Source organism: Haloechinothrix salitolerans (assembly GCF_042662605.1).
Taxonomy (GTDB): Bacteria; Actinomycetota; Actinomycetes; order Mycobacteriales; family Pseudonocardiaceae; genus Haloechinothrix_A; species Haloechinothrix_A salitolerans.
Genome location: NZ_JBHSXX010000001.1, coordinates 5,213,598 through 5,239,088 on the forward strand (window position 1 = coordinate 5,213,598; position 25,491 = coordinate 5,239,088).

General features: G+C 67.8%; 23 protein-coding genes and 2 tRNA genes. 13 read left to right on the forward strand and 12 right to left on the reverse strand.

Translation table 11 applies throughout. The features are described from left to right. Positions 1–15: 15 nt before the first annotated feature. Genes ACFQGD_RS24805 through ACFQGD_RS24825 form a run of 5 tightly spaced genes read right to left on the reverse strand, consistent with a single transcriptional unit; the run spans position 16 to position 4,682 of the window. The gene (locus tag ACFQGD_RS24805; RefSeq protein ID WP_345395308.1) at positions 16–936 is read right to left on the reverse strand and encodes an SMP-30/gluconolactonase/LRE family protein; all 921 of its coding nucleotides are present in this window, start codon (positions 934–936) and stop codon (positions 16–18) included. A 10-nt stretch (positions 937–946) separates the two neighbouring features. Beyond that, on the reverse strand, positions 947–1,588 hold the full coding sequence (locus ACFQGD_RS24810) for a histidine phosphatase family protein (protein WP_345395305.1): 642 nt from the start codon (positions 1,586–1,588) through the stop codon (positions 947–949). Further along, entirely contained in the window at positions 1,588–2,652 is a 1,065-nt protein-coding gene (locus ACFQGD_RS24815) for a phosphotransferase family protein (RefSeq protein ID WP_345395302.1), read from the reverse strand. Before ACFQGD_RS24815 ends, ACFQGD_RS24810 begins: the two co-directional genes overlap by 1 nt. Beyond that, entirely contained in the window at positions 2,649–3,413 is a 765-nt protein-coding gene (locus tag ACFQGD_RS24820; protein WP_345395299.1) for an SDR family oxidoreductase, read from the reverse strand. The genes ACFQGD_RS24815 and ACFQGD_RS24820 overlap by 4 nt, the downstream gene beginning before the upstream one ends. A gap of 30 nt (positions 3,414–3,443) precedes the next feature. Further along, positions 3,444–4,682, reverse strand: coding sequence for an acyl-CoA dehydrogenase family protein (locus tag ACFQGD_RS24825; RefSeq protein ID WP_345395296.1), 1,239 nt, complete (start codon positions 4,680–4,682; stop codon positions 3,444–3,446). 53 nt (positions 4,683–4,735) lie between these two features. Here ACFQGD_RS24825 and ACFQGD_RS24830 point away from each other — a divergent pair, with 53 nt between their 5' ends. Continuing rightward, entirely contained in the window at positions 4,736–5,302 is a 567-nt protein-coding gene (locus ACFQGD_RS24830; RefSeq protein WP_345395293.1) for a TetR/AcrR family transcriptional regulator, read from the forward strand. Positions 5,303–5,446: 144 nt separating this feature from the next. Here the strand turns inward: ACFQGD_RS24830 and ACFQGD_RS24835 are convergent, their stop codons facing one another. Further along, a complete protein-coding gene (locus tag ACFQGD_RS24835; RefSeq protein WP_345395290.1) occupies positions 5,447–7,072 on the reverse strand; it encodes an acyl-CoA synthetase in 1,626 nt (541 codons plus the stop codon). An 83-nt stretch (positions 7,073–7,155) separates the two neighbouring features. Continuing rightward, positions 7,156–11,145: an ATP-dependent RNA helicase HrpA gene (hrpA, locus tag ACFQGD_RS24840; RefSeq protein ID WP_345395287.1), complete on the reverse strand. Its 3,990-nt coding sequence runs from the start codon at positions 11,143–11,145 to the stop codon at positions 7,156–7,158. A gap of 204 nt (positions 11,146–11,349) precedes the next feature. Between hrpA and ACFQGD_RS24845 the strand changes: the two genes are divergently transcribed. Continuing rightward, the gene (locus ACFQGD_RS24845) at positions 11,350–11,721 is read left to right on the forward strand and encodes a DUF2784 domain-containing protein (RefSeq protein WP_345395284.1); all 372 of its coding nucleotides are present in this window, start codon (positions 11,350–11,352) and stop codon (positions 11,719–11,721) included. Here the strand turns inward: ACFQGD_RS24845 and ACFQGD_RS24850 are convergent. Beyond that, positions 11,711–12,163, reverse strand: coding sequence for a MarR family winged helix-turn-helix transcriptional regulator (locus ACFQGD_RS24850; protein WP_345395281.1), 453 nt, complete (start codon positions 12,161–12,163; stop codon positions 11,711–11,713). The two genes, ACFQGD_RS24845 and ACFQGD_RS24850, sit on opposite strands and share 11 nt — an antisense overlap. Positions 12,164–12,250: 87 nt before the next feature. Continuing rightward, complete coding sequence (locus ACFQGD_RS24855) at positions 12,251–13,480, reverse strand: NAD(P)/FAD-dependent oxidoreductase (protein WP_345395278.1); 1,230 nt, start codon at positions 13,478–13,480, stop codon at positions 12,251–12,253. Positions 13,481–13,627: 147 nt separating this feature from the next. On the opposite strand from ACFQGD_RS24855, the gene orn reads away from it, so the two are divergent. The 3 genes from orn to ACFQGD_RS24870 all read left to right on the forward strand — a co-directional run bounded on the left by orn (position 13,628) and on the right by ACFQGD_RS24870 (position 16,073). Next, positions 13,628–14,263 carry an oligoribonuclease gene (orn, locus tag ACFQGD_RS24860; RefSeq protein ID WP_345395275.1) on the forward strand — a complete coding sequence of 212 codons (636 nt, stop codon included), beginning with the start codon at positions 13,628–13,630 and terminating at the stop codon, positions 14,261–14,263. Positions 14,264–14,385: 122 nt separating this feature from the next. Next, a tRNA-His gene (locus tag ACFQGD_RS24865) sits at positions 14,386–14,461 on the forward strand. Between the two features lie 241 nt (positions 14,462–14,702). Further along, a complete protein-coding gene (locus tag ACFQGD_RS24870) occupies positions 14,703–16,073 on the forward strand; it encodes an alkaline phosphatase PhoX (protein WP_345395272.1) in 1,371 nt (456 codons plus the stop codon). A 46-nt stretch (positions 16,074–16,119) separates the two neighbouring features. Here the strand turns inward: ACFQGD_RS24870 and ACFQGD_RS24875 are convergent, their stop codons facing one another. Beyond that, positions 16,120–17,298: a L,D-transpeptidase gene (locus ACFQGD_RS24875; RefSeq protein WP_345395269.1), complete on the reverse strand. Its 1,179-nt coding sequence runs from the start codon at positions 17,296–17,298 to the stop codon at positions 16,120–16,122. Between the two features lie 212 nt (positions 17,299–17,510). Between ACFQGD_RS24875 and ACFQGD_RS24880 the strand changes: the two genes are divergently transcribed. The 8 genes from ACFQGD_RS24880 (at position 17,511) to ACFQGD_RS24915 (ending at position 22,939) form a co-directional block, all read left to right on the forward strand. Beyond that, a tRNA-Lys gene (locus ACFQGD_RS24880) sits at positions 17,511–17,583 on the forward strand. 342 nt (positions 17,584–17,925) lie between these two features. Beyond that, positions 17,926–18,555: an MmpS family transport accessory protein gene (locus ACFQGD_RS24885; RefSeq protein WP_345395266.1), complete on the forward strand. Its 630-nt coding sequence runs from the start codon at positions 17,926–17,928 to the stop codon at positions 18,553–18,555. Positions 18,556–18,608: 53 nt separating this feature from the next. Further along, a complete protein-coding gene (locus ACFQGD_RS24890) occupies positions 18,609–19,250 on the forward strand; it encodes a hypothetical protein (protein WP_345395263.1) in 642 nt (213 codons plus the stop codon). Positions 19,251–19,401: 151 nt separating this feature from the next. Beyond that, complete coding sequence (locus tag ACFQGD_RS24895; protein ID WP_345395260.1) at positions 19,402–19,833, forward strand: hypothetical protein; 432 nt, start codon at positions 19,402–19,404, stop codon at positions 19,831–19,833. Further along, positions 19,833–21,215, forward strand: coding sequence for a putative T7SS-secreted protein (locus ACFQGD_RS24900; RefSeq protein ID WP_345395257.1), 1,383 nt, complete (start codon positions 19,833–19,835; stop codon positions 21,213–21,215). Before ACFQGD_RS24895 ends, ACFQGD_RS24900 begins: the two co-directional genes overlap by 1 nt. A 24-nt stretch (positions 21,216–21,239) precedes the next feature. Beyond that, positions 21,240–21,731, forward strand: a complete 492-nt coding sequence (locus tag ACFQGD_RS24905) for a hypothetical protein (protein WP_345395254.1) — start codon at positions 21,240–21,242, stop codon at positions 21,729–21,731. A 9-nt stretch (positions 21,732–21,740) separates the two neighbouring features. Next, a complete protein-coding gene (locus tag ACFQGD_RS24910; RefSeq protein WP_345395251.1) occupies positions 21,741–22,217 on the forward strand; it encodes a YbaB/EbfC family nucleoid-associated protein in 477 nt (158 codons plus the stop codon). Further along, positions 22,214–22,939 carry a hypothetical protein gene (locus ACFQGD_RS24915; RefSeq protein WP_345395248.1) on the forward strand — a complete coding sequence of 242 codons (726 nt, stop codon included), beginning with the start codon at positions 22,214–22,216 and terminating at the stop codon, positions 22,937–22,939. Before ACFQGD_RS24910 ends, ACFQGD_RS24915 begins: the two co-directional genes overlap by 4 nt. 64 nt (positions 22,940–23,003) lie before the next feature. On the opposite strand, the gene ACFQGD_RS24920 is transcribed toward ACFQGD_RS24915, so the two are convergent. Together ACFQGD_RS24920 and ahcY are read right to left on the reverse strand one after the other, a co-directional pair. Then, positions 23,004–23,891, reverse strand: coding sequence for a mycobacterial-type methylenetetrahydrofolate reductase (locus ACFQGD_RS24920; protein ID WP_345395245.1), 888 nt, complete (start codon positions 23,889–23,891; stop codon positions 23,004–23,006). 94 nt (positions 23,892–23,985) lie between these two features. Next, positions 23,986–25,443, reverse strand: a complete 1,458-nt coding sequence (ahcY, locus tag ACFQGD_RS24925) for an adenosylhomocysteinase (RefSeq protein WP_345395242.1) — start codon at positions 25,441–25,443, stop codon at positions 23,986–23,988. Positions 25,444–25,491: the final 48 nt, after the last annotated feature.

Consider the following 25,491-nt stretch of genomic DNA (forward strand, 5'->3'; position numbering starts at 1 on the left):
CCGCGCCCGGCGCGCTTACCGCGTCATCGTGACGACGGCGCTCTCGTGCAGGCTGCCGAAGTACAGCTGGGCATCGCGTTCACGCACCCCGGTCAGCATGTGGAAGCCGTTGATCTCACCCTCGTAGGAGTGGACGATGTCGCCCCTGTCGTCGACACCGATGACTCGCACGGTCTTACTCGGCGATGGTTGTAGCGTCTCCGGCAGCTTGGTGACGGCGGTGCGGACCGGACCGGGCAGCTTCTGCACCACTCCGAGGGCAGGGTTGCGCGGCGCGGGGATCGCGATCCAGATCAGGCCGTCACTACCGGTGGACGAGTTGTCCGGGTAGCCGCTGAGCTCACCGACGAAGAGGTCAGCGGTGCCAGCACGCTGCCCGGTCAGCCAGAACCGGCGCACCTGGCAGGCACCGGACTCTGCCACCGTCACGAACGACTCGTCGGCGGCGAGCGCGACGCCATTGGCGAAGTGCAGCCCGGTCAGCAGTTCGTCAACCGTGCCGTCGGTGTTGCGGCGCAGCAGCCGTCCGGTACGGGTCTGCTCGATCAGGTCGGTGCGCCATTCCGGAATCGGGTAGCGGCGCGAGGAGTCGCTGAAGTAGATCGTGCCGTCACTGGCCACCGCCGCGTTGTTGCACGCGATAATGGGTGCGTCGAACACCGTGTCCGCGAGCACCCGCACGTCACCGGAAGGAAGCGACACCGCGAGCAGCCCGGCATCGGAGGCACACACGACCAACTCGTCGTCGCCGTAAAACTCCAGCCCGAGCGGGCGGCCTGGACAGGTCGCGACGGTCTCGATCGAGCTGCCGTCCTTGTCGACGCGAAGGATGCGCCCGTCGGCGAGGCCGGTGTAGATGCGGCCCTGCTCGTCGACGAGGACGTCCTCGGTGCCCTCGCCGTTGACGGGGATGACGGTAGTGGCCTGGAAGCTCATGCGAGTGCTCCTAGCGGTAGGTGAGCAAGCTGCGGTGTTCGGCCTCGAAGTGCGCGTGTTCGTTGAACGCCAGCAACGTGAGACCCGACCGACCGGTCACCAGTTTGGTGATTCCAGCGTTGCATGTCACGCGGTGCAGCGCGGTGAACCGGCCAGGCTGGTCCCCGATCGCCCGCGCCGCCAGCGCGCCGATCACCCCGCCCGAGGTGAACACCAGCGCGCTGCCACCCTTGGGTAGCCCTTCCGCCAGCTCGTCGAACGCCGAATTCACCCGATCGGCGAACGACGTCCACGGCTCCATACAGGCGCTGCCGTCCGCCGCGGCGATCCAAGCGAGCAGCGCCTCGTCCAGCGCGGCCTGAAATCCACGCGGGTCCACCGGTTCTGGCAACTCAGCCCCGTGGCCGCGCAGGACGTCGATGAAGTCGTACTCGTTCCAGCGCTCGTCGGCGACCGCGTCGAATCCGGCCGCCGACGCGGTGTCATGCTGCCGGACCATCGTGCCGCAGCGCACCTCGGTGAACTCGACGCCACGCCTGCGCAGCTCGTTCCCCACGACTTTGGACTGCTCCGCGCCGACGTCGGAGAGCTGGTCGTAGTCGGCGGAGCCGAACGACGCCTGCCCGTGTCGGACCAGATAGATCGCGCCCATCAAGCACCGGCCTTCGCGATGATCTCCTTACAGCGCCACTCCAGGTAGCCGACGAACATCCAGTAGTCGGCGTAGCGCGGGTTCTGGGTGCCGCCGTCGTGGTAGCGCCGGTACAGCTGCTGGATGATCACCGCGAGCCGGAACAAGCCGTAGACCTCGTAGAACGTCCAGTCGTCCACCGCGAGGCCGGTCTTGGCGAGGTAGTAGTTGACGACTTCGTCCCTGGTGAGCATGCCGGGCAGGTGTGTCGGCTGCCGCCTGCTACGGGTGAAGACGTCGTCGTCATCGGCGTGCACCCAATACGCCATGGTCGCGCCCAGCTCCATCATCGGGTCGCCGAGCGTGGACATCTCCCAGTCCAGGATGCCGACCACCTGCATGTTCTCGTCGAACACGATGTTGTCGAACCGGTAGTCGTTGTGAATCAGGCAGGTGGCGACGTCGTCCGGCTGGTTGGCCGCCAGCCACTCCATGACCTCGGTGTAGGCGGGCACGTTCTCGGTGCGCGCCTTGCGGTATCGGTCGGACCAGCCCTCGATCTGCCTGCGCACGTAGCCCGCGCCCTTGCCGAGGTCGGACAGCCCCGCCGCCTCGACGTCAACCTGGTGCAGCTCGACCAGTTTGTCGATGACGTCCTTGCACAGCTTGCGCACGTCGTCCGGGCTCAGGTCGAGCCCGTCCGGCAGGTCGCGGCGCAGGATGATGCCCTTGAGGCGTTCCATGACGTAGAACTCGGTGCCGATGACCGACTCGTCATCGCAGAACGCCACCATGTCCGGCACGTAGCCGAACACCGGCTTGAGTCCGGATTGGACACGGTACTCGCGCCACATGTCGTGCGCCGATGCGGCGCGGTGACCGCCAGGCGGCCTGCGAAGGATCAGTGCGCGGTCCGGATAGGACAGTTCGTACGTCAGGTTTGAGGCCCCGCCGGGAAACTGCCGCACGGCTGGCGGATCGTCCCCCAGCCCGTCGACCCGTGCCGAGAGCCACTCGTGCACGGCACGCGGATCGAACGCGTCTTCCTCCCTGACCTCGCCCGGAGTATCGACCAGTTCGCTCATGACAACTTCCGCACCAGGCTCAGCGGGGCGAACCGCAGTACCTGGGCGAGCACGGTCCACGGCCACCACGGCACGTACGCCTTGGCCTTCTCCGCCTCGATCGCACTGACCAGTGCCTTCGCGCCCTTCTCACCGCTGACCATCAACGGCGTTTTGTTCGCGCGCCCGGTCATCTCCGACTCGATGTAGCCCGGCAGCAGGGTCGTTACAGCGATGCCGGCTGTGTCCTTGCTCAGGTGCTGCGCACGGATTCCCTCGGCCAGCGACGCGGCGGCGGCCTTCGACGCGGCATAGGTGGTGACGTTGCCACGCATTCCCCGTACCGCGCTCACCGACGAGACGACGACGAGGTGGCCCGCCTCTTGCTCGCGGAAGATCTCCATCGCGGCCTCGCACTGCGCGAGCAGGCCGATGACGTTGGTCTCGATGGTCTGCTTGTTCGCCTCGAAATAGCCGGTGCCGATGGGCTGACCCTTGCCGAGCCCGGCGTTGGCGATGACGCGGTCGATGCCGCCCAGCTCGTCGCGAAACTCGCGGAATACCCGGAACACCGCGTCGGTGTCGGTGACGTCGAGCGCCTTGGTCGTCACCGTGATGTCGGGGTGCGCCTCGGTCAGTTCCTTGGCCAGCGCCGCAAGCCGGTCGGTACGTCGTGCGCACAGCGCGAGGTTGCGCCCCTTGGCGGCGAACTCCCGCGCCATGCCCTCGCCGAGGCCCGCACTTGCCCCGGTGATCACGATGTTCTTGCGTTCGGTGCTCATGTGTGCCTTTCTCGGGTTGCGTTATCGACCCTAGCTGCGTTCTGCCCGCTCCTTGTATGGGGCGAGCTCGATGCGGGAGATGACGCCGAGGTGGACCTCGTCCGGGCCGTCGGCCATCCGCAGCGAACGTGCGCCCGCGTAGGCGCCCGCGAGCGGGAAGTCGTTGGTCAGGCCCCCGCCGCCGTGCAGCTGGATCGCCATGTCGATCACCTGCTCGGCCATGCCGGGCACGCTCGCCTTGATCTGCGACAACTCGGACAGCGCGCCGAACGGGCCATGGGTGTCGAGCAGCCACGCGGTGTGCAGAACCTGCAGCCTGGCCTGGTTGATCGCGATGCGGGCGCGGGCGATGCGCTCCCGGTTGCCGCCGAGGTTGACCAGCGGCTTGCCGAACGCGGTGCGGTCCATCGCGCGAGTGATCGCCAGTTCCAGCGCGCGTTCGGCAAGGCCGATGAAGCGCATGCAGTGGTGGATGCGGCCTGGGCCAAGACGTCCCTGGGCGATCTCGAAGCCCTTGCCGAGCCCTGCGATGACGTTCTCCCGCGGCACGCGGACGTTGTCGAAGGTGACCTCGCCGTGGCCGTACGGCTCGTCGTAGAAGCCGAACACCGGCAGCATCCGCTCGACACTGACGCCGGGCGTGTCCTTCGGCACCAGCACCATCGTGTGCCGCTGGTGGCGGTGCGCGTCCGGGTCGGTGAGGCCCATGAAGATGACGAACTCGCAGCGCGGGTGCCCGATACCGGTGGAGAACCACTTGCGACCGTTGAGCACGACGTCGTCGCCGTCCGGGACGACGGTGGCGGCCATGTTGGTGGCATCGGACGAGGCGACCTCGGGCTCGGTCATGCAGAACGCCGAGCGGATCTCGCCGTCCAACAGCGGCCGCAGCCAACGCTGTCGCTGCTGCTCGCTGCCGTAATGGATCAGCACCTCGGCGTTGCCGGTGTCCGGGGCGTTGCAGTTGAACACCTCCGGCCCGAGCACGTGGCGACCCATCCGCTCGGCGAGCGGCGCGTAGTCGACGTTGGAAAGCCCCGCGCCCTCCCCCGTCGCCTCGGAGTAGGACTTGGGCAGGAAGAAGTTCCACAGACCGCGCTCGCGGGCCTTGGCCTTGAGCTCGTCCACGAGCGGCAGCACCACCCACGGGTCTTCGGCCTGGTGCAGGGTGCGCAGGTAGTCCGCTTCGGTGGGAGCGACCTCGGTGGCGATGAACTCGGCCACCTTGTCGCGGTACTTGGCCGATCGCGCTGACGGCGTGAAGTCCATGGCAGCTCACGCTACTCTACGTATCGAGCATTGCTCAATAGAGAGGAGGTCGCATGGCCGCATCCAAACGCCGTGCCCGGCAGAGCCCGGACGAGCGGCGCAAGCAGCTCATCGGCATCGGCCTGGAGATGCTGACCACGCGACCGCTGCACCAGATCACCATTGACGACGTCGCCGAGCGCGCGAACATCTCCCGCAGCCTGCTGTTCCACTACTTCCCCACCAAACGCGACTACTACGCCGAGGTCGTGCGCGCGGCGAGCAGGCGACTGCTGCGTGCGACGCGGGGAGAGGGCGAGACGATCGACGACCTGGTCGCTGGGTTCCTCAGCTTTATCGAACGACGGCACGAGCCCTACATCGCGCTGTTCCGCAGCGCGGGCACCGACGACTGGGTGCACGAGATCTTCCGCGATACTCGCGCCGCGCTGACCGACCAGGCACTCACCGCGCTGGACATCGACGAGCCGAGCGAGCTGGTGCGCGCCGCCGTTGGCGCGTGGTTGGCCTACGCCGAGGAATTGGCACTGGAGTGGGCACAGCACCACACCGGCTCCCGCGAGCAGATCCACGCGCTGCTGACCGGCGCGCTGGACCACATCGTGCGAACAGCGCGCTAGCGCCGCGCCGCGCCGCGTCACGCGGGCGACGCGTGCGCCAGGCGCGGTGACGAACGATCGAACGTGAGTCGTTGTGGTTGTCCGGACGACCACAACGACTCACACTCTCCCGGTCCACACACAGGATCGGGCATACAGGGCACGCTATCCCGTCAGCTTGTCGCGGAGCAGCTTGCCGGTGGCGTTGCGGGGCAGTTCGTCCAGGAACTCGACGTCGCGCGGCACCTTGTAGCGCGCCAGGTTCGCCTTCACATAAGCCTTGATGTCCTCGGCCTCGGCCTCCGCGCCGTCCGCCAGCACCACGAACGCCTTGAGCCGCTGGCCGAACTCCTCGTCCGGCACGCCGACGACGGCGGCTTCGAGGACGTCCTCCCGATCGGCGAGCAGGTTCTCCACCTCGAGCGGATAGACGTTCTCGCCGCCGGAGACGATCATGTCGTCGTCGCGGCCGTCGACGAACAGCAGGCCGTTCTCGTCGAAGTGGCCGACGTCCCCTGTAGACAGCAGGCCGTCGATGATGTCCTTGTTTCTGCCGTCGGTGTAGCCGGAGAAGCTGAGCCCGCTGCCCACGAAGATGCGCCCGACGCTGCCTGGCTCGGTCACCTCTGCGTCGTTGTTGTCGTAGAGCCGCACCTGGCACCCGACCGGCGGCTTGCCCGCCGTGCTCGGGTCGATCCGCAGGTCCTCAGGGGTGGCGACGGTAGCGACGGCGACCTCGGTCGAGCCGTACAGGTTGTAGAGGACGTCGCCAAAAATGTCCATGGTGCGGGTGACGACGTCGCGCGGGATGGCCGACCCCGCGGCGAAGATGATCCGCAGCGACGACGTGTCGTATTTGCCAAGCACCTCGGGGCCGAGGTCTATGATGCGCTGCAACATCGTGGGCACGACGACCAACACCGCGCACCGGTGCTCAGCGACGACGCGCAGCGCCTCCTCGGGATCAAAACGACGTCGCAGCACGACCTTGTTGCCCAGCGCGAACGCCAGCAGAACCTGCGACAGTCCGGTGCCGTGGAACATCGGCGCCGCCATGTGCATCGGATAATCGCGCCGCAGCGGCACCCGATCGAGCAGCTGCGCCGACGACAATGGCGACGTCTTCTCGCGCGGTGCGCCCTTCGGCGTACCCGTGGTGCCGCTGGTGAGCAGGATGAACCCGCCAGGACGCTCCGGGGCGGGCACGGGCGCACCGTCGGTGGCGGCGACCAGCGATTCGAGCGAGTCGGCGGGCCGCTCGGTGTCCACCCAGGCGAGACACCGCTCGACGTCCGGGTCGACGGCGTCGAGAAGCTCCGTGAACTCCTCGTCGTAGACCAGCAGCGAGACCTGCTCGCGGCGGGCGACGTCGGCGAGCTGCGGCTTGGCGAACCCGGTGTTGAGCAGCAGCAACCGCGCACCGAGCTTGCCGGTCGCCGCCATCGTGGTGACCAAGCCCCTGTGGTCGCGGCACAACGCGGCGACGACGGTGCCCGCCCCGATGCCGCGCTGCGACCAGGCGCGCGCGAGCGCGTTGGAGCGGCGCTCGACCTGGCCGTAAGTCAGCTCACCCAGTTCGTCCACGATCGCGACGGCGTTCGGATTGCGGTGCGCGCCGATCGAGATCACACCGGCGAATGGTCCGACTTTGTGCACCGCGAGGAGCGAACGGATGCTGTCGTCCGGTCGATCGGCCAGCCCCGCGCGATACAGCACGGCGGCGCTCTGTACGGCGACGGTCGCCTTCGAGGCGGCTTTCGAGACGGCCTTCTTGGCATGGGTCAGGATCATCGCCGTACCTCCGTTGCTACCGATGAGTACACGCCACGACTGACACTAATCGGTTCACGTGATGAGAACGACCCGAGCGAGAGTCAGGTAACCGAATCCAGCGCCCGCCGCACCCGCTTCTCCGACACCGGGTACGCGGTACCCAGCGTCTGCGCGAACAAGCTGACCCGCAGTTCCTCCAGCATCCACCGGATCTCGGTCAGCCGTTCGCGCACGACGTCGTCCTCGGCGGGGACGTCCGCGAGCAGCGCGCGGTACTCGTCGGTCAACGCCAGCACGGTGCGCATCCGCTGCGTGTCGCGCTCCAAGTCACGCGGCAGCTTCTCCAGTCGCCGCTCGATCGCGTTCAGGTATCGCACCAGGTCGGGCAGCCGCGCGAAGCCCGTCGCGGTGACGAAGCCGTCGTAAACCAGGTCGTCGAGCTGCGCGGAGACGTCGGCGAGCGCGTCACCAAAGCCGGGGCCGTCGGTGCGTTTCACGGCGAGCTGCGCCGAACGCCACGCGACAAGCACCTTCCGCACCCGCTCCATCGTCTCGACCACCGTGCGGTCCAGGCCTTCCCGTGCCGCCTGAACCAGTCGCTCGAAACCCTCGGTGTCCCACGCGGGCCCGCCCGCCTCAGCGACGAGGACGTCCAGCGCGCAGTTCACGCAGTCGTCCAGCAGCCCGGACACGCCGCCGTGCGGGTTCTGCGCCAGCTCAAGCTTCGCGGTGTTGGACAGCGTCCGCCGCAACGCCTTGCGCGGCGAGCCGACCCGCAGCAGCACCAACCGCCGCGTGCCGTCCCACATCGCCTCGCGCTGCTCGTGCTCGGTGGCCAGCACCTTGACGTCCACGGCGTCGCCGCGATCGACCAGCGCCGGGTAGCCCCTGACCGGTTTGCCCTGCTTGCCGCCCGAACTGCCCTCGAACGACCTCGGCAAGCTGTCGAAGTCCCACTCGCGCACGCCGGAGCGCTCCAACTTCTCGGCGGCGCGCGAAAGCTGGGTGCGCAGCTTCGGCGCCAACTGCTGCCGTAGCGCCTCCAGGTCCTTGCCCTCGGCGGCCCGCTTGCCGCGCTCGTCGACGATGCGGAACGTCATGCGCAGGTGGTCCGGCACCTTGGTCAGATCCCAGTCGTCAGGCCGGACGTCGACGCCGCGCAGCGCGTACAGCTCCCGTTCTAACGCCGTCTGCAGGGGCTCGCCCTTGTCCGGGTCCAGCCGGTCGAGCACCGCCTTCGCGGTGTCCGGTGCGGGCACCAGATCCCGCCGAATCGGCTTCGGCAACGCCTTGATCAGCGCGGTGATGAGCTCCTCCCGGAAGCCGGGGACCTGCCAGTCGAAGCCGTCCGCGCTGACCTGGTTGAGCACGGCGAGCGGAATGTGCACGGTCACGCCGTCCGCGTCACCCTCGGACGCGCCGGGCTCGAACTGGTAGGTCAGCGCGAGGTAGAGATCGCCGTGCCGCCAGCACCGCGGGTAGTCGGTCTCGCTGACCTCGGCGGCGCTCTCGTTGACCAGCATCGGCAGCGAGAAGTCGAGTAGGTCGGGCTGCTCGCGACGCGCCTTCTTCCACCACGAGTCGAAGTGGCGGGCGGAGACGACGTCCGCGGGGATGCGCTGGTCGTAGAAGTCGAACAACGTCTGGTCGTCAACCAGGATGTCGCGTCGCCGCGCCCGGTTCTCCAGCTCGGCGACCTCGTCGAGCAGTTCGCGGTTGGCGTGGAAGAAGCGGTGGTCGGTGCGCCAGTCGCCTTCCACGAGCGCGTGTCGGATGAACAGCTCCCGACACAGCTCCGGCTCTACCCGCGCGTAGTTGACTTTACGACCGGAGACCAACGGGACGCCGTAGAGCGTGACGGCTTCCAGCGCCATCACCGCGCCCCGGTTGCGCTCCCAGTGCGGCTCGGCGTAGTTGCGCTTGACCAGGTGACCGGCAAGGCGTTCCACCCACTCCGGCTCGATACGCGCGACGATCCTGCCCCACAGCCGCGACGTCTCCACCAGCTCGGCCGCCATCACCCAGCGCGGCGTCTTCTTGAACAGCGCCGAGCCGGGGAACACCGCGAACCGGGCACCGCGCGCGCCGAGGAAGTCACGCTTCTCCGGGTCCTTGAGGCCGACGTGGGACAGCATCCCGGCGAGCAGACTCTCGTGGAGGCGCTGATAATCGGGACCGGTGAAGTCCGCATCGGACTTCGGCTTGCCGACGGTGATTCCCGCGGACTTGGCGGCCTCGCGGAGCTGGTTGTAGAGGTCCTGCCACTCGCGCACCCGCAGGAAGTGCAGGAACTCCGCCTTGCACAGCTTGCGGAACCGACTGCCGGACAGCGCGCGTTGCTGCTCGCGCAGGTAGTCCCAGAGGTGCAGGAAGGCAAGGAAATCCGAGTTCGGGTCGGCGAAACGGGCGTGTTTGGCGTCGGCGGCCTGGCGCTGTTCCTCCGGACGTTCCCGCGGGTCCTGTATGGACAACGCGGCGGCGATGACCAGCACCTCGTGCACGCAGCCGTTTCCCTCGGCGGCCACGATCATCCGCGCCATCCGGGGATCGACGGGGAGCTGCGCCAGTGCCTTGCCGACATCGGTGAGCTGGTGCGCGGAGTGGTGCTTGCCTTTCCTGCCATCGGCGGTGTCCAGCGCGCCCAACTCGCGCAGCAGCGCGAGACCGTCGGCGATCTGGCGTTTGTCCGGTGGCTCGACGAACGGGAAGTCCGCGATGTCGCCCAGGTCAGCGGCGGTGAGCTGCAAGATCACTGAGGCGAGGTTGGTACGGAGGATTTCCGGGTCGGTGAACTCCGGGCGCGAGAGGAAGTCGTCCTCGGAGTAGAGCCGGATGCAGATGCCGTCCGACACGCGGCCGCATCGGCCCTTGCGCTGGTTGGCCGACGCCCGCGAGATCGGCTCGATCGGCAGCCGCTGCACCTTGAGCCGGTTGCTGTAGCGGGAGATGCGGGCGGTGCCGGGGTCGATGACGTACTTGATGCCCGGCACGGTCAGCGACGTCTCGGCGACGTTGGTGGCGAGCACGATTCGACGTCCGGTGTGGCGCTGGAACACGCGGTGCTGCTCGGCGGCCGACAGCCGCGCGTACAGCGGCAGGATCTCGGTGCCGGGCAGGTCCATCGCGGTCAGGGCGTCGGCGGTGTCGCGGATCTCGCGTTCGCCGGAGAGGAACACGAGGATGTCGCCGGGCGGCTCGGCACGCAGCTCGGTGACGGCGTCACAGATGGCCTGGGTCTGGTCGCGATCCTTATCCGGGGCGTCGTCGGTATCGTCCTGGATCGGCCGGTAGCGGACCTCCACCGGATACGTACGCCCGGACACCTCCACGATCGGCGCTGGGGTGCCGTCCGGCGCGGCGAAGTGCTCGGCGAACCGTTCCGGGTCGATGGTCGCCGAGGTGATAATGACTTTGAGATCGGGGCGGCGCGGCAGGAGCTGCTTGAGGTAGCCGAGCAGGAAGTCGATGTTGAGGCTGCGCTCGTGCGCCTCGTCGATGATGAGCGTGTCGTACCGGCGCAGGAGCCGGTCGTGCGCGATCTCGGCGAGCAAGATGCCGTCCGTCATCACCTTGACCAGCGAGTTCTCGCTGACCTGGTCGGTGAACCGGATCTTCCAGCCGACGGTGTCACCGAGCTCGGTGCCCAGCTCGCTCGCGATGCGCTCGGCCACCGAGCGGGCCGCGATCCGGCGCGGCTGGGTGTGGCCGATGGTGCCGTGCACTCCCCTGCCGACGTCGAGGCAGATCTTCGGCAGCTGCGTCGTCTTCCCGGATCCGGTCTCGCCAGCGACGATGACGACCTGGTTGTCCCGGATGGCGGCGGCGAGGTCCTCGGCGCGCTGGCTGACCGGCAGCTCGGCCGGGTACCGGACCTTCGGCACCGACTCGCGCCTGGCCGCCAGCCGCAACTCGGCGGCATCGACGTCGGCGGCGATCGCGCGCAGCACGGAGTCGCGTTTGCGCTGGTCGCGGAGCTTACGGATGCCGTCGATCCGTCGTCGCAGCCGGACGCGGTCGGCCAGCATCACGTCGTCAAGCCGTCGCAGCAGCGTGCGGGGCGCGACGGGTTCCGCCGAAGGTGCAGTGGACATACCTCATATCACTGTATCCGGGCCGTCGCGGGATTTTTCCGGCCAGCCCGCTAGGCGACGCGCACCACCAGACGTTGTTGATCACGTCTACTCGCGCTCTTGCGCAATTATGCCCGTTTTGCCTGTTTCTTCGAACAACACCGCGAGTAGGCCTGATCAACTTCTGCATCGCCGCACTACCGCCACCTGCGGAACAATGGAGCTATGTACCGGGTGCTCGCGGACGCGACGATGGTGCTGCACTTCGCCTTCCTCGTGTACCTCACGCTTGGCGGGTTCGTGGCGTGGCGCTGGCCACGTACGATCATCGCGCACGCGGTCGCGGTGGCCTGGGGACTGCTCATCGTGATCTTCGAATTCGAGTGCCCGCTGACCGGCCCGGAGGACTACTTCCGCAAGAAGGCAGGCCAAGAGGGTCTGCCGGGCGGGTTCATCGAGACCTACCTCACCGACGTGGTGTATCCCGCCGAGCACGTCGACCTGGTGCGACTGGCCGTCGCGGTCGTGGTGGCGGTGTCCTGGGCCGGGTTCGTCGTCCGGTTGCGGGCGCGCCGCGGGGCACGGCTCAGTCGGTGATGTCGCGCTGGGCGGCGCGCAGCTTCTCGCATAGGTCACGCAAGCTACGCAGCTCAGCGGCGGTGAGCCCGGTACCGACGTAGCGTGCGATGGAGTCGGCGTGCTCGCGGCCAACGCGCCGCTGCACCTCGATTCCGTAGTCAGTGATGATCACTATGGTGCCCCTGCGGTCGTCAGGATCGCGCTCCCTGCGCACGAGCCCCTGCTTCTCCATCCGCTCGACGAGCCTGCTCAGACTGGGCTGGGTCAGGACGATGTGCTCGTTGAGCTCGTGCAGTCGCAGCCGTCGCCCCTCGAACAACGTGAGGTTGTAGAGCACGTCGTACTCACCGAGCGTGATCTCGGCGCCGCGGAAGTCGTCCCGGAGCCTGCGGAACACCGCCACCTGTGCACGGAACAGCGACTCCCAGCTTTCCAACGCCTGCGCTCGACGGCCGCGCACGACACACCTCCTCCCGGTCCGCCCCGATCTTGCCATGTCACCCCGACAGGTGAAGAGTGTTCGGGAAATCTCGGGCGGGGTTGTCGCCTACGACGCCGCCGCGGCCAAATCGGCGAGGTCGCTCTCGCGGAGTTGCTCTGGCGTGGCTTCGGCTCGCTCGTCGACGAGAACGCGCAGCGCGTCAGCGTCGTCCCACACGTTGACGTTCATCGCGGCCGTGACCTTGCCACCGCGCCGCCAGAAGGCGATGAACTCCCGACTCGCGAGGTCGCCACGCACGACGAGCTCGTCCAGGTCAGGATCGGCAAGGCCGCGGTACTCGCAGCCGAGGTCGTACTGGTCGGTGAAGAAGTACGGCGTCGCGGTGTAGGGCTCGTGCGCACCGAGCAGGTTGGCCGCGACATGCTCGCCCTGCCACTTCGCGTTCGCCCAGTGCTCGACGCGGATGCGCTTGCCGTAGCCGGGGTGGAAGTGGGCGGCGACGTCGCCAGCGGCGTAGATGGCGGACGCGGCACTGCGCAGCCCAGCGTCGACGTCGACGCCGCCGTCGTCGGCGAGCTCAAGCCCCGCCGCGCGGGCCAGCTCCGACCGTGGGGCCGCGCCAACCGCGACCAGGACGACATCGGCGCTGACCTGCGTGCCGTCGGACAGCTCGGCTCCTTCGACCTGCTCCTCACCGAGGAACCGCGTCACCGACGTCGCCAGCCGCCAGCGGACGCCGTTGTCGGCGTGCAGGTCGCGGAACACCGTTGCGACGTCGTCCCCCAGCGACGGCAGCGGCAGCGGCTGCGGCTCGACGACAGTGACATCCGCGCCCGCCGAGCGGGCAGCGGCGGCGGCCTCGCAGCCGATCCAGCCCGCGCCGACGATGAGGACGTCTTGGGCTTCCTCGATGGCCGCACGCAGGTCGAGAGCGTCGTCGAGGGTGCGTAGTGTCGCGATGCCCGGCAGGTCGGCGCCGGGGACGTCGAGCGTGCGCGGGCGGGAGCCGGTCGCGAGCAGCAGCCGGTCGAAGGTGTGTTCCGCCCCGACGACGTCGGTGAGCGTCCGCGCGCCCAGTTCGACGCGAGTGATCTCGACGCCGCGCCGCAGATCGATGCCGTGCTTGACGTAGTAGTTCTCGTCGGCGACCCAGTCCGGCTCGTCGGTATCGTGCAGCAGCACGCTCTTGGACAGCGCGGGTAACTCGTACGGGCGATGTTGTTCCGCACCGAGCAGCAGCACGTCACCGTCGTAGCCCTGCTTGCGCAGCGATATCGCCGCTGTGGCCCCCGCGAGACCCGCTCCGACGATCACGATGCGACGCGGTTCCGCCATCGCCAAAACCTCCCATACCTGCACGCGCGTGCTCGCACGCTACCGCTCGCGGGCAACCCGCGCGCGAGGCAGTCCGCGGTGTGCGTCTGGTGGGGACCGCCACGCACCTGATCCACCACCCACCACCCGTGAGCTACTGTCTGGCGCGTGAACGATCGTCTTGTCTGGATCGACTGTGAAATGACCGGACTCGATCTCGCGAAGGACGCGCTGATCGAGATCGCCGCGCTGGTCACCGACGCCGACCTGAACATCCTCGGCGAGGGCATCGACGTGGTCATCCACGCCGATGACGACGTCCTGGCCGGGATGCCGGACGTCGTGCGCGACATGCACTCCGCGTCGGGGCTGACCGATGAGGTGCGCCGCTCGACCGTCACCATCGAACAGGCCGAGCAGCAGGTGCTCGACTACATCCGTTCGTGGGTGCCCGAGCCGAAGACCGCGCCGCTGGCGGGCAACTCCATCGCGACGGACCGTGGCTACATCGCCCGTGACATGCCGAAGCTCGACGAGCACCTGCACTACCGGATGGTCGACGTCTCCTCGGTGAAGGAGCTGGTGCGCCGCTGGTACCCGAGGGTCTACTACGCGAAGCCAGAGAAGGGATTGGCGCACCGCGCGCTTGCCGACATCAAGGAGTCGATCAGCGAGCTGAACTACTACCGTCGGACAGCGTTCGTCGGGCACCCCGGCCCGACCAGCGAGGAGGCCAAGGCGGTCGCGGAGGACGTCGTGCGCCGGGGCGCGAAGGCGGAGGCCGCGGAGACGTCCGGCGACTGACGGCGCCGTGCGGGGCTCGGCTGGACGCACGAGCGCGACCGCCACACCGAGGGGCCGGACGTCTGGCCCCATCGGCGACACGCTACGATGTCCTGGCTGGCACGTCATGGACGTGCCACATGGTGGGTATAGCTCAGTTGGCAGAGCGCCTGGTTGTGGTCCAGGAGGTCGCCGGTTCAAGTCCGGTTATCCACCCCAGGTCAGAGGCCCTTTCCCACGATCGGGAAAGGGCTTTTCTGTTCTGCCTCCCGAAGTCCTCGCGGCAGCCGCCACCTCGATCCTCGTGCCGCACGTCACCTCGCTGGCCCCGGCTTGCCCGCCGTTCAATACGAGTTCATCGAATCGCCGTAGTCGGCTTCACCCGAAAGCGTGTGGGCTTGGCGTGGTCGCGGTTCACCCCGAACGACCGCGACGAGACCCGAGTTGGAGGAGCACCAACATGTCGACCCACCACACTTCAGCCGACACGGCGCCAAGCCGGCGCGGCTTCCTCAAGGCAGGCGCCGCGGCGGGAGCGACCGCCACGCTGCTCGGCCTGATGCGCGCCACCAGCGCTGAGGCGGCGCCGGGTGGCCACCCCGGCAAGCCCGGCCACCCCGGCAAGCCCGCCGGGCAGGCCCCCGATAACGGCGGCTACGGCCCGCTCCAGCCCGCGCCGGGCGGCGAGCTCCTGCTGCCCGCCGGCTTCAGCTACGTCGCGTTCGGCCACACCGGCACACCGATGAGCAATGGCACCCCGACGCCAGGACGTCACGACGGCATGGCGGCGTTCGCCGGTGACGACGGCCTGATCCGGCTGGTGCGCAACCACGAACAGAGCAACGGCGCCGCGTTCGCCTCGCCCGCCTACGACGTCCTCGCGGCGGGCGGCACCACGACGATGGTGTTCGACTCGAAGAGCATGTCGCTGCGCGACACCTACCCATCCATCGCGGGCACGATCCGCAACTGCGCTGGCGGGCCTACCCCGTGGGGCACCTGGCTGACCTGCGAGGAGACCTTCACCGGCCTCGATGTCGACACCCCGCACGGCTACATCTTCGAGGTACCCGCCGACGCCGAAGGCCCGGTAGAGCCGGTGCCGTACAAGGCGATGGGCCGCTTCGTGCACGAGGCCGTCGCCATCGACCCGAACACCGGGATCGTCTACGAGACCGAGGACAGGGGCAGCGCGGGTTTCTACCGCTTCGTGCCGAACGAGCCCGGCAACCTCGGCGCGGGCGGCAAACTGCAAATGCTGGCGATCAAGGACCAGCCGAGGTACGACACGCGGCTCAGCCAGCGGGTCGGCAAGCCGTTGCCGGTGGAGTGGGTCGACATCGCCGACCCCGACCCGGACAGCGACGACACGCTCGCCGTGTTCCACCAGGGCCGTGAGCGGGGTGCCGCGGTGTTCGCGCGGCTTGAAGGCGCCTGGTACGGCGAGGGATCGATCTACATCGTCTCCACCAGTGGCGGTGACGCCGGCCTCGGCCAGGTGTGGGAGTACCGCCCGCGCGGCAACTCCGGCGGCCAGCTCGTGCTCGTCTACGAGTCGACCGACCCCGAGCTGCTGCAGAGCCCGGACAACATCTGCGTGTCCCCGAACACCGGCGGCCTCGTGCTCTGCGAGGACGGCGGCGGCAAGGACCTGCTGCGCGGTGTCACCAACAAGGGTCAGATCTTCGACCTCGCCGAGCTGAACAGCGACAACACCACGGAGCTTGCCGGGGCGACGTTCAGCCCCGACGGCGAGATCCTCTTCTTCAACGCCCAGAGTCCCGGCGTCACCTACGCCGTCACTGGTCCCTGGGAGCGCGGCGCGCTCTGAGCGAGCCTGGTGCGGTCGGCCCGCGCGGCCGACCGCATCAGAGCGTTCAGTCCACGCCGCCAGTGCGCCACTCCCGCCACGGCAGCTGCCAGACACTGAAACCGTCCGTCGGCTCCAGCCGCTGGCCGCCGCTCTTGACGACGCGGAAGAGGTCACCCGGCTTGGAGTGGTTCATCATCCACTCGGCGTTCGCGGTGGACAGGTTGATGCAGCCGTGGCTGACGTTGCGGTAGCCCTGATCGCCCACCGACCACGGCGCGGAGTGATAGAAGATCCCGCTGTACGACAGCCGGGTGGCGTGCGACACGGTGATCTCGTAGCCCTCATCGGCATCGACCGGGACACCGTAGGTCGAGGAGTCCATCGTGTAGTCGTAGTGCTCGCTCATCACGGTGTACGTGCCGTGCGGCGTCGGGTGCGTCGGCTTGCCCATGGAGATCGGCATCCGCTTCACCTTCTTGCCGTCGATCCACACGCTCATGTGGTGCGTCTTACCGTTGGCGACGGCGACCACGCGCTTGCCGATCGTCATGTCGGCGCTGACGTCCTGGGCGCCGTAGACGTCGTCGCCGAGGTTCCTGCCGTAGATGTCGGCGTCGACGCTGACCTCGGTGCCCGGCTGCCAGTGCTCCTTCGGGCGCCACACCACCCACTCGTCGCTGAACCAGTAGAAACCGCCTTTGGTCCTCGGCTCCGATGTGACGCGCAGTGCACGCTCGGCGGCGTCCTTGTCACTGATCGGCGCGCTGAACCGGAACGAAACCGGCATGCCTACCCCGACCGTGGCGCCATCGACGATGGCGGGCGTGACCGACACCGTCTGGGCGGGCACCGCCGTGGTGAAGGTGGAGCGCTCGACCTCGCGCTCACCGTCCTCCCCGATGCCACGCGCGGTCAGCGTGTATTCCTTGCCGAACCCGAGCTTCTCGCCAGCCCGCCACGCGGTCTTGTCGCCGTTGAGCGAGCCCTTCACGACGGTGCCGTCCGCGCCGATGAGCGTGACCTTCGTCAACTCGCCATGCTCGGCGTCCACGGTGATCGGCTTGCCCGGCTCGACGTCCTCGGCCTTGGATTCGGGGGTCAGTTCGAGCTCAAGCGACGGAGGCCGCGGTGACGATGCCGGACTCGCGGACCGCGACTCCTCCGCGTGTGTAGTCGTCGTGCACCCTGCCGCGAGCAGGCAAACCCCCATGACCGCGGCGAAAACCCGCCGTGTATTCGGCATCCTGACTCTCCCCTAAGCCGTTGACTCGTCGCGCACGATTCCCCGTGGCACTCGTCGTGTCGACGCGTCAAGTCTGTCGGACGTTGTCCGCTATGAGGTCACTATCCTGACTCAGCTCCACCACCATTCCGCACCCCCTGTGCGAAGCGGCCTGACCGCGCCGTGCTAACGTTTCCAACGTCGCATCGGCCGGGTGCCGGTGAGTCCCTTTCGCGCCGATAGCTCAATTGGCAGAGCAGCTGGCTCTTAACCAGCGGGTTCGGGGTTCGAGTCCCTGTCGGCGCACTCCCACCGCAGGTCAGCCTCCCGCTGGCCTGCGGTTTTCGCTATGCGGCACCGATCGGCCGGTTACCGTGCCACGTTCGATTGTCCCGCTACGCCGCGCGCTCGTCACATTCATGTTTCTGTCGCGGCCCGGTCTCATCCTGGTTAAGTCCGCGCGATCCGGCTAACGACCGCACCGTGCGGAACGACATCCCGATCGCTGCCCGCGCGGCGTCGGCGACCCATTCGTCGCTGGGGGCCACGTCATCGACGTGATGCTGGGCTGATTCGGCCCGTACCGCCGCGCACCCAACCAAGGCCACCACTGTGGCTTGCGACACTCATAACGAAGGGACATTGGTAATGACGGAGCAGAACCCGTACCCGAGCCATCCCCCGGCGCCACCCGCACAGCCGCCGCGGCCAGCCAATCGGAACGGGCTCGGCACCGCTGGCTTCGTGCTGGGACTCATCGGGCTGATCTTCTCGGTCATCCCCGTTGTCGGCGTCATCGCGTGGCCGCTGGTCATCCTCGGGCTGATCTTCGGCATCCTCGGTGTGCTCCGCGTCAACAAGGGCGAAGCCAGCAACAAGGGACTCGCGATCGCAGCTGTCGTGGTGTCCGCTGTCGGGCTCGTGATCTGCATCTTGTGGGTGGCCGCGTTCGGCAAGGCGGCCAACGACGTCCAGGAAGAGGCCAACCGGTCCGTCACCGTGCACTACGAGGTCACCGGGACTGCCTCGAACGTCACGGTCACGTACTCCACGTTCGGCGATGGCAACAGCTCGATGAACCAGGAAGAGGTCGCGAACCTGCCATGGTCGAAGGACGTCGAGACCAAGGGGCTGTTCAAGGGTGGTTCGCTCACGGTCACTACCGGCGCCGACGGCGGCAAGGTGACCTGCACGGTGGTCGTCGACGGTGAGGAGAGCACGACGAGTACGGCAAAGGGCCAGTTCTCCACAGCGTCGTGCGACGGCTTCAGCGGCTGACAGCTGAGTGAGTCAGGGACGGTGATGCTCGCCGGTAGCTACCATCGGCGAGCATGACGACACCGCCACCGCCCTACCAGCCGTACGAGACGCCTCACGGCCAAGGGCAGCCAGACGTCAAGCCGTCCAAGGCGCTCTACGCCGTCGCGGTTGGCGTGTTCGTGCTCGCGCTGGCCGGAGGGGCGTTGATCGGGTTCAACGCGATCAACGCCTTCCCCGGCCCTGTCGCCGAGCTGTCCTCCGGCGAGCAACGCGACGTCACGCTGGACGATGAGGGCCTGACCATCTTCATCGACCGCACTCCAGCCAGTGCCCGGTGCCAGGCCACCGACAACACCGGCGCACCGGTCGAGCTGGGACCAACGAAGGGCACCGAAACGGTCACCGCCAGCGGCGCGGAGTGGCGCGTCCTACTGCGCTCGACGAACCCTGTCCCGCCAGGCACCTATACCGTCACCTGCGTCGCCACCGAAGCCACCGCGGAGACGGCCTGGTTCGGCGTTGGTCCTCATGCCTCCGTCTTCGGCGCGGTAGCGATGATCTTCGGCGCGTTCGGTCTCGCGATGTTGGGCTCGCTCGTCGCGGTGATCATCGGTCTGGTCACGTTCTTCCGCCGCCGCTCCGCGCTGCGCAAGCGCCAGCAACAGCCGTACGGTGCTTACCCGCCGTATCCGCCGCAGGGGTATCAGGGCTGACAGACGCGCTGTCGGCGTGCTCCATCCGCCGTAAACCAATTTTTGGAAACTCCCTCACACCGACGCACCAACGCTGCTAACCTCCGCCCCATCGTGTTGATCACGGTTGGTCCAATCGCACCACGGCATGCGATGAGGCGAGGGGTTTTCCATGACAGGCGGGTACGGAGCTGTCCCGGAGCAGATCCAGCGGGCAGCCAACGACATCACCGACGTCGTCGGGCGGGTCGCGAACACAGTGTGGTCCGGCCCCAGCGGCGACTACGGCCATCCGGGCGTCCAAACCGGATGGGCGCGGTTCATCGAGATGATGCGCGACCACGTTGAGGACCTGAAGAAGCAGGCAGAGGATCACAGCACGGGACTGTTCGACGCCGTCTCGACCTATTTCGGCCTTGAGGACGACGCGGAGTCGACCATCGGCGCTGCCGGTTCCGGTATCGACGACGTCGGAGGGGCGATCGGCGGCGCGCTGGGTGGTGCGGGCGGCGGCTTCATCAACCCTGATATCGCGAGCAAACTCAACCCGACCGCCGACGAGGACACCGGCAAGGGCACCGGACGAGGGGGGCCGTTGTACTGATGGCAGCGGAATTGGGACAGACGACAGATCCTACCGCGCTGATCCCGGGACAACCGGAGCAGATCTCGAACGACCTGCGCGAGATGGTCGGCATCATCACCAACCTCAGCGGGGTCAGCGACGGCCTCGGCGGCATCGATCCGCTCGACTGGACCGGCGAGGCGAGCACGGCGTTCCGCAACGCCTTCGCCCAGGAACCACCCAAGTGGCTCCAGGCGATCGACCAGCTCGGCGGCGGCAGTGAACGTCTTGCCGACTTCGCCGACACGCTGACCTGGGCGCAAGGCGAGGCGCAGCGCGCGATCGAGATGTACACCGAGGCGCAGGCGGCCAGCAGGGCCGCAGCGGCGGAGTACAACGTCCTCGCGCAGGCGGCCCAGGCGGCTGGCGAGATGATCGGGGCGTTCGTCGACCCGGCACAGGGGGCCGTCGAGGAAGCCCAAGCCGTCCTCAGCAACGCCCGAGAAGAGCTCGCCGCGGTCGGCGGTGTGGTGGCGGGGGCGCTCGGGATGGAGCCGGACGGCGAGGGCGGCTTCAGCCACACCCTCGGCGAGCGCGGCTTCGGCGCGGACAACCGCAGGCTCCAAACCGACCCGGTCACCGGCGAACAGGTCGACCCAGGGGGCTGGCAGCGCGGTCCCGGCGGCCGCAGCTTCCAGCGGGAGTGGGGCCAAGGCTCTGGCGGCCTGTTCGACCTGGACGGGGTACTGGAACAGTTTGGCATCGACGTCCCGAGCGCGGAGTGGTCCGGCGAGGCCACCGCCGAAGTGTGGAAGGGCGACGTCGAGGGCGAGTTCGACGCTGGCTGGGTCGACGGCAGTGGCACCGCTTCCGCCTCCGCCCTCGGAGCTGGCGCCGAGGCGCACGCCAGCGCGAGCCTCACCGGCGTCTCGGCTGGTGCCAGCGCGGAGGCGTACCTCGCGAAGGCGAACGCGGAAGGCGAGCTGAACTTCGGTGACCACGCCAGCGTGGCCGGGCAGGGCGAGGTGTTCGTCGGCGCGGAGGCCTACGCGGACGGCAGCATCGGACTGACCGGCGCACAGGGCGAGGGAGGCGCGTTCGTCGGCGGTCGCGCCGTCGGCGAGGCGTCGGCGGAGGTCGGCGGTCTCGGCGCCGGTGTCACCGGCGAAGCATGGGCAGGCGCGGGGGCCGAAGTGGGCGGACAGTTCGGCATGGGCGAGGACGGCAAGTTCCACATCGGCGCCGAGGCTGGCATCGGGCTCGGCTACGGCGCGAAGCTTGGCTTCGACGTCTCCGTCGACCCGGGCGAGGTTGTCGATACCGTCAGCGATGTCGCCAGCGACGTCGGCGATGTTGCCAGCGACATCGGCGGCGCCGTCAGCGACGGCGTTGGCGCCGTCGGGAACGTCCTCGGCTTCTAACCACAGATCGGAGACTTCACACTCATGGCAAGCACGATTCCCGTGCCGATCCAGTTCTCGCTACCCGAGGGCTGGCAGTCGGCCCCGCCAGACGAGGTGGGCGCGCCGGATGCCGCGTTCGTCGCGCTGCGTCCCCCGGCGAGCAACGGCTTCACCCCCAACATCACGCTCAGCGGCGAGTTGCGCGGCGACGACGTCCCGCTGGCGCAGGTCGCCGACGAGGTCATCGCCCGGCTGGAGAGCAGCGTCGGCACCGTCCAGCTCGGCAGACGCAAGGAGGTCGGCTCCGACGACAGCCCAGGGCTTACCCAGGCGGTGCGGATGCCGATCACGCTGGAGGGCAGGAAGCAGGACGTCGTCCAGTTCCAGGTGTTCATCACCATGCGCGACACCAGTGACGCGAGCAGGAAGGTCGTGCTGCACGCGGTACTGTCGTCGACGCCAGACCGGTTCGAGGCCGTGATCGGCGAGTTCCAGACGTTCCTTTCCACCATCAAGCCCGACCAAGCCGTGTGAGGAGCTGCCATGAGCGAACCCGCTGAGCGCTTGCTGCGCCGGATCGAGGCGATCGACACCGCGGCGGCGGACAACCGGCGGCGCACCGAGTCGTACCAGCGCATGTCGGCGGAGCTGGCTGAAGTCACCGGCACCGCCACCTCGCCGGACGGCGTCGTCACCGTCGTCACCGACGCCGCTGGCACCGTCAAGGACATCCAGTTCACCGAGGCGACCCGCACGGTGTCGCCCGCCGCGCTGTCCGCCAGCGTCGTGCACACCATCGCCTCGGCGCGGGCGGCGGCCGCCCGGTCACAGGCCGAGGTCGTCCGGCGCGGGCTCGGCGACACGACGTTGCTGGACCGGGTGCTCGACGAGGACGCGACGCTGTTCGGGGACCGGCGGCCCCCCGACCCGGGCCCGCCACCGGTACCGCGCCCGGAGCCGCGAGTGAGCAGCGACGACGACGCCGACGATGACTACGACTTCGGGGCGGTGCTGCGATGAGCCCAATCGCCATCATCGCCATCGTCGTGGGCGGCATCCTGCTGCTCGGCGGAGCCCTGACCTGGTTTCTCATCTGGAACAACCGCCAGTACCAGGCGGACAAGAACGCCGCGCTGGAGCGGCTCAACGAGCAGGCACCACAACGCGGCTGGACCTACGAGGAACGCAACGACGACTACGTCGAGGTCTACAACAACCAGCAAGCGCACACACCCGAGCGGCTGCTGACGCAGGCCCCGCCGAAGGCACGCGCCGCGCACGACGTCATCACCGGCACCCACCGGGGACGACCGTTCCTCGCCGCACGGTTCAGCGTCTACCAGTCAGCCGACGCACGCCACGAAGGACGGTTCTTCGACGTAGCACCGATCCTGGTCCGCACGCCCGCTATTCGGCCAACGCTGAGCGTGCGCAGGGCGTTCGCGATGCAGACCGCCGTCAACACGGGGCTCGGCCTCACCTTCACCACCGGCAACCCCGAGTTCGACAAGCAGTTCGAGATCGACGGCGAGGATGAGCAGTTCGCCCGCGCGGTGCTACACCCCGCGTTGATCGAGTTCCTGCTCACCGATCCTCGGCAGCCACGGGGATTCTGGCTCGTCGGTGGTCATCTCGACGTGCTGCACGAGGTAGGCGACCACCGCGATCCGGACAACCTCGTCCCAGCGCTCGATCTCCGCTGCGACATCCTCGACCGCATCCCCCAGCAGGTCTGGAGCTAAGCGTCCCTGAACGCACTCGCGCCCCGCACACCAGACGGTGCGCGGGGCGCGAGAACGAATCCGATCAGAACGACACTGGCGAGTAGTAGTCCAGCATCTCCGCGAACGTCTCGAACGCGGGCTTGGACACACCGTACGGCGCCTCGAGGTGGATGCTGATCTCGAAACCGAGGTCGGCGACCTGGTCGATCACCCGCTTGTACAGATCCACCAGCTCACGCTTCTTCTCCTCGAACGACGCCTCCGCGAGCTGCGCGACGAACTTCTGCTCCTGCTTGACGGCCTCGTTGCCCGGGTCCTGGATGAGCCAATCGATCAGCCCGATCTTCTTCTCGATCCCCGGCACGAAACCGAAGGACAGCAGTACGTCCGGCCGGTGGTCGGTCTGCTTCGCGAAGTCCCGCAGGAAGTCCACGATCGAGTCGGAGAACAGCAGCTGCGTCATGGCGTACGTGGCGCCCTGGTTGCACTTGAAGTTGAACCGGCCGTGCTCGCCCTCCCGCGTCGGGATGAGGATGACGCCTCGGTTCGGCACCAGGTCGGTGAACTCGGCCAGCGCGTCGGTCGGCGCCATGCCGGGCCCGTCGCCGTCGGCCATCGTGCGCGGCACGCCGACGAAGGTGATGCCATCCATGCCAGCGGTGCGCAGCGCGTTCAGTCGGTCGGTCAGTTGCGGTTTGTCATCGAACGCGGTGACCTGGGTGCACAGGCCGCGCATGCCGGGCAGTTCTGGACGCAGCCGCTGCCAGAAGTCGAGGACGTCCATCCTCGGCTTCAGCTCGACAGGGCGGTCATCCTCCTCGGCGATCATGCCCGGGATCATGACGTGCTTGATGGCACCGGACAGGCCGGTCTCCTCGGCCACCCGCGCGACTTTCTGGCCTTCTTCGACAGCCCGCTGCTCGCCACCGTCAATCTCCGGCGGCACCAGCTCAAGGGCAATGGTTTTCATGAACGAATCGCCTTCTCGGGTCCACGCGTGCACGAACGGTCGCTGTCATGGGGTGCGTACCGCCCGGCGGTGTCGCCGAGCGGTACGCCCCAGATCAGTACCGGTAGTGGTCGGGCTTGTACGGGCCCTCGACGTCGACACCGATGTACTCGGCCTGCTCCTTCGTCAGCTTGGTGAGCTTCACGCCAAGGGCGTCGAGGTGCAGCCGGGCGACCTTCTCGTCGAGGTGCTTCGGCAGCACGTAGACGTCCTTGGCGTACTCGTCCGGCTTGGTGAAGATCTCCATCTGCGCCATCACCTGGTTGGTGAAGCTGTTCGACATCACGAAGCTCGGGTGGCCAGTGGCGTTACCCAGGTTGAGCAGCCTGCCCTCGCTCAGCACGATGATCGAGTGGCCGTCGGGGAACACGTACTCGTGCACCTGCGGCTTGATCTCGATCTTCTTGATGCCCGGCGTCTTCTCCAGACCGGCCATGTCGATCTCGTTGTCGAAGTGGCCGATGTTGCCCACGATGGCCTGGTGCTTCATCCGCGCCATGTGCTCGGCGGTGATGATGTTGAAGTTGCCGGTCGTGGTGATGAAGATGTCGGCCTTGTCGACCACGTCCTCGATGGTAGCCACCTCGTAGCCCTCCATCGCGGCCTGCAACGCGCAGATCGGGTCGATCTCGGTGATGATGACCCGCGCGCCCTGGCCACGCAGCGACTCAGCGGAGCCCTTGCCGACGTCACCGAAGCCGGCGACGACCGCGACCTTGCCGCCGATCAGGACGTCGGTGGCGCGGTTGATGCCGTCGGCAAGCGAGTGGCGGCAGCCGTACTTGTTGTCGAACTTCGACTTGGTGACCGAGTCGTTGACGTTGATCGCCGGGAACAGCAAGTCACCGGTCTTGGCGAACTCGTACAGCCGGTGGACACCGGTCGTCGTCTCCTCGGTGACACCCTTGATCTGCTCGGCGATCTTGGTGAACCGCTTCGAGTCGGCCGCCAGGCTCTTCTTCAGCGTGGCAAGCACGACCTTGTACTCGTCAGGGTCGTCCTCGGTCGGCTCCGGCACGGCGCCAGCGGCCTCGAACTCGACACCCTTGTGGACGAGCAGCGTCGCGTCGCCACCGTCGTCCAGGATCATGTTCGGGCCCTTGTCACCGAACTGGAAGAGCTGGTCGGTGCACCACCAGTACTCTTCGAGCGTCTCGCCCTTCCAGGCGAACACCGACACGCCCTCCGGCTTCTCCGGGGTGCCGTTCGGGCCGACGACGACCGCGGCCGCCGCCTCGTCCTGCGTCGAGAAGATATTGCAGGACACCCATCGAACTTCAGCACCGAGCTCGACAAGCGTCTCGATCAGCACGGCGGTCTGCACGGTCATGTGCAGCGAGCCCGCGATCCGCGCGCCCTTCAGCGGCTTGGAGTCCGCGAACTCGCGGCGAGTCGCCATCAGGCCAGGCATCTCGTGCTCGGCCAACCGGATCTGGTGCCTGCCCGCCTCGGCAAGCGAAAGGTCGGCGACGGCGAACTCAAGACCGCCTACCTGCTGCAACTTCGTGCTCATAACTTCCTTTCAATCATTTCGACCCGCGCCCCTGCGACCGCACGGGTC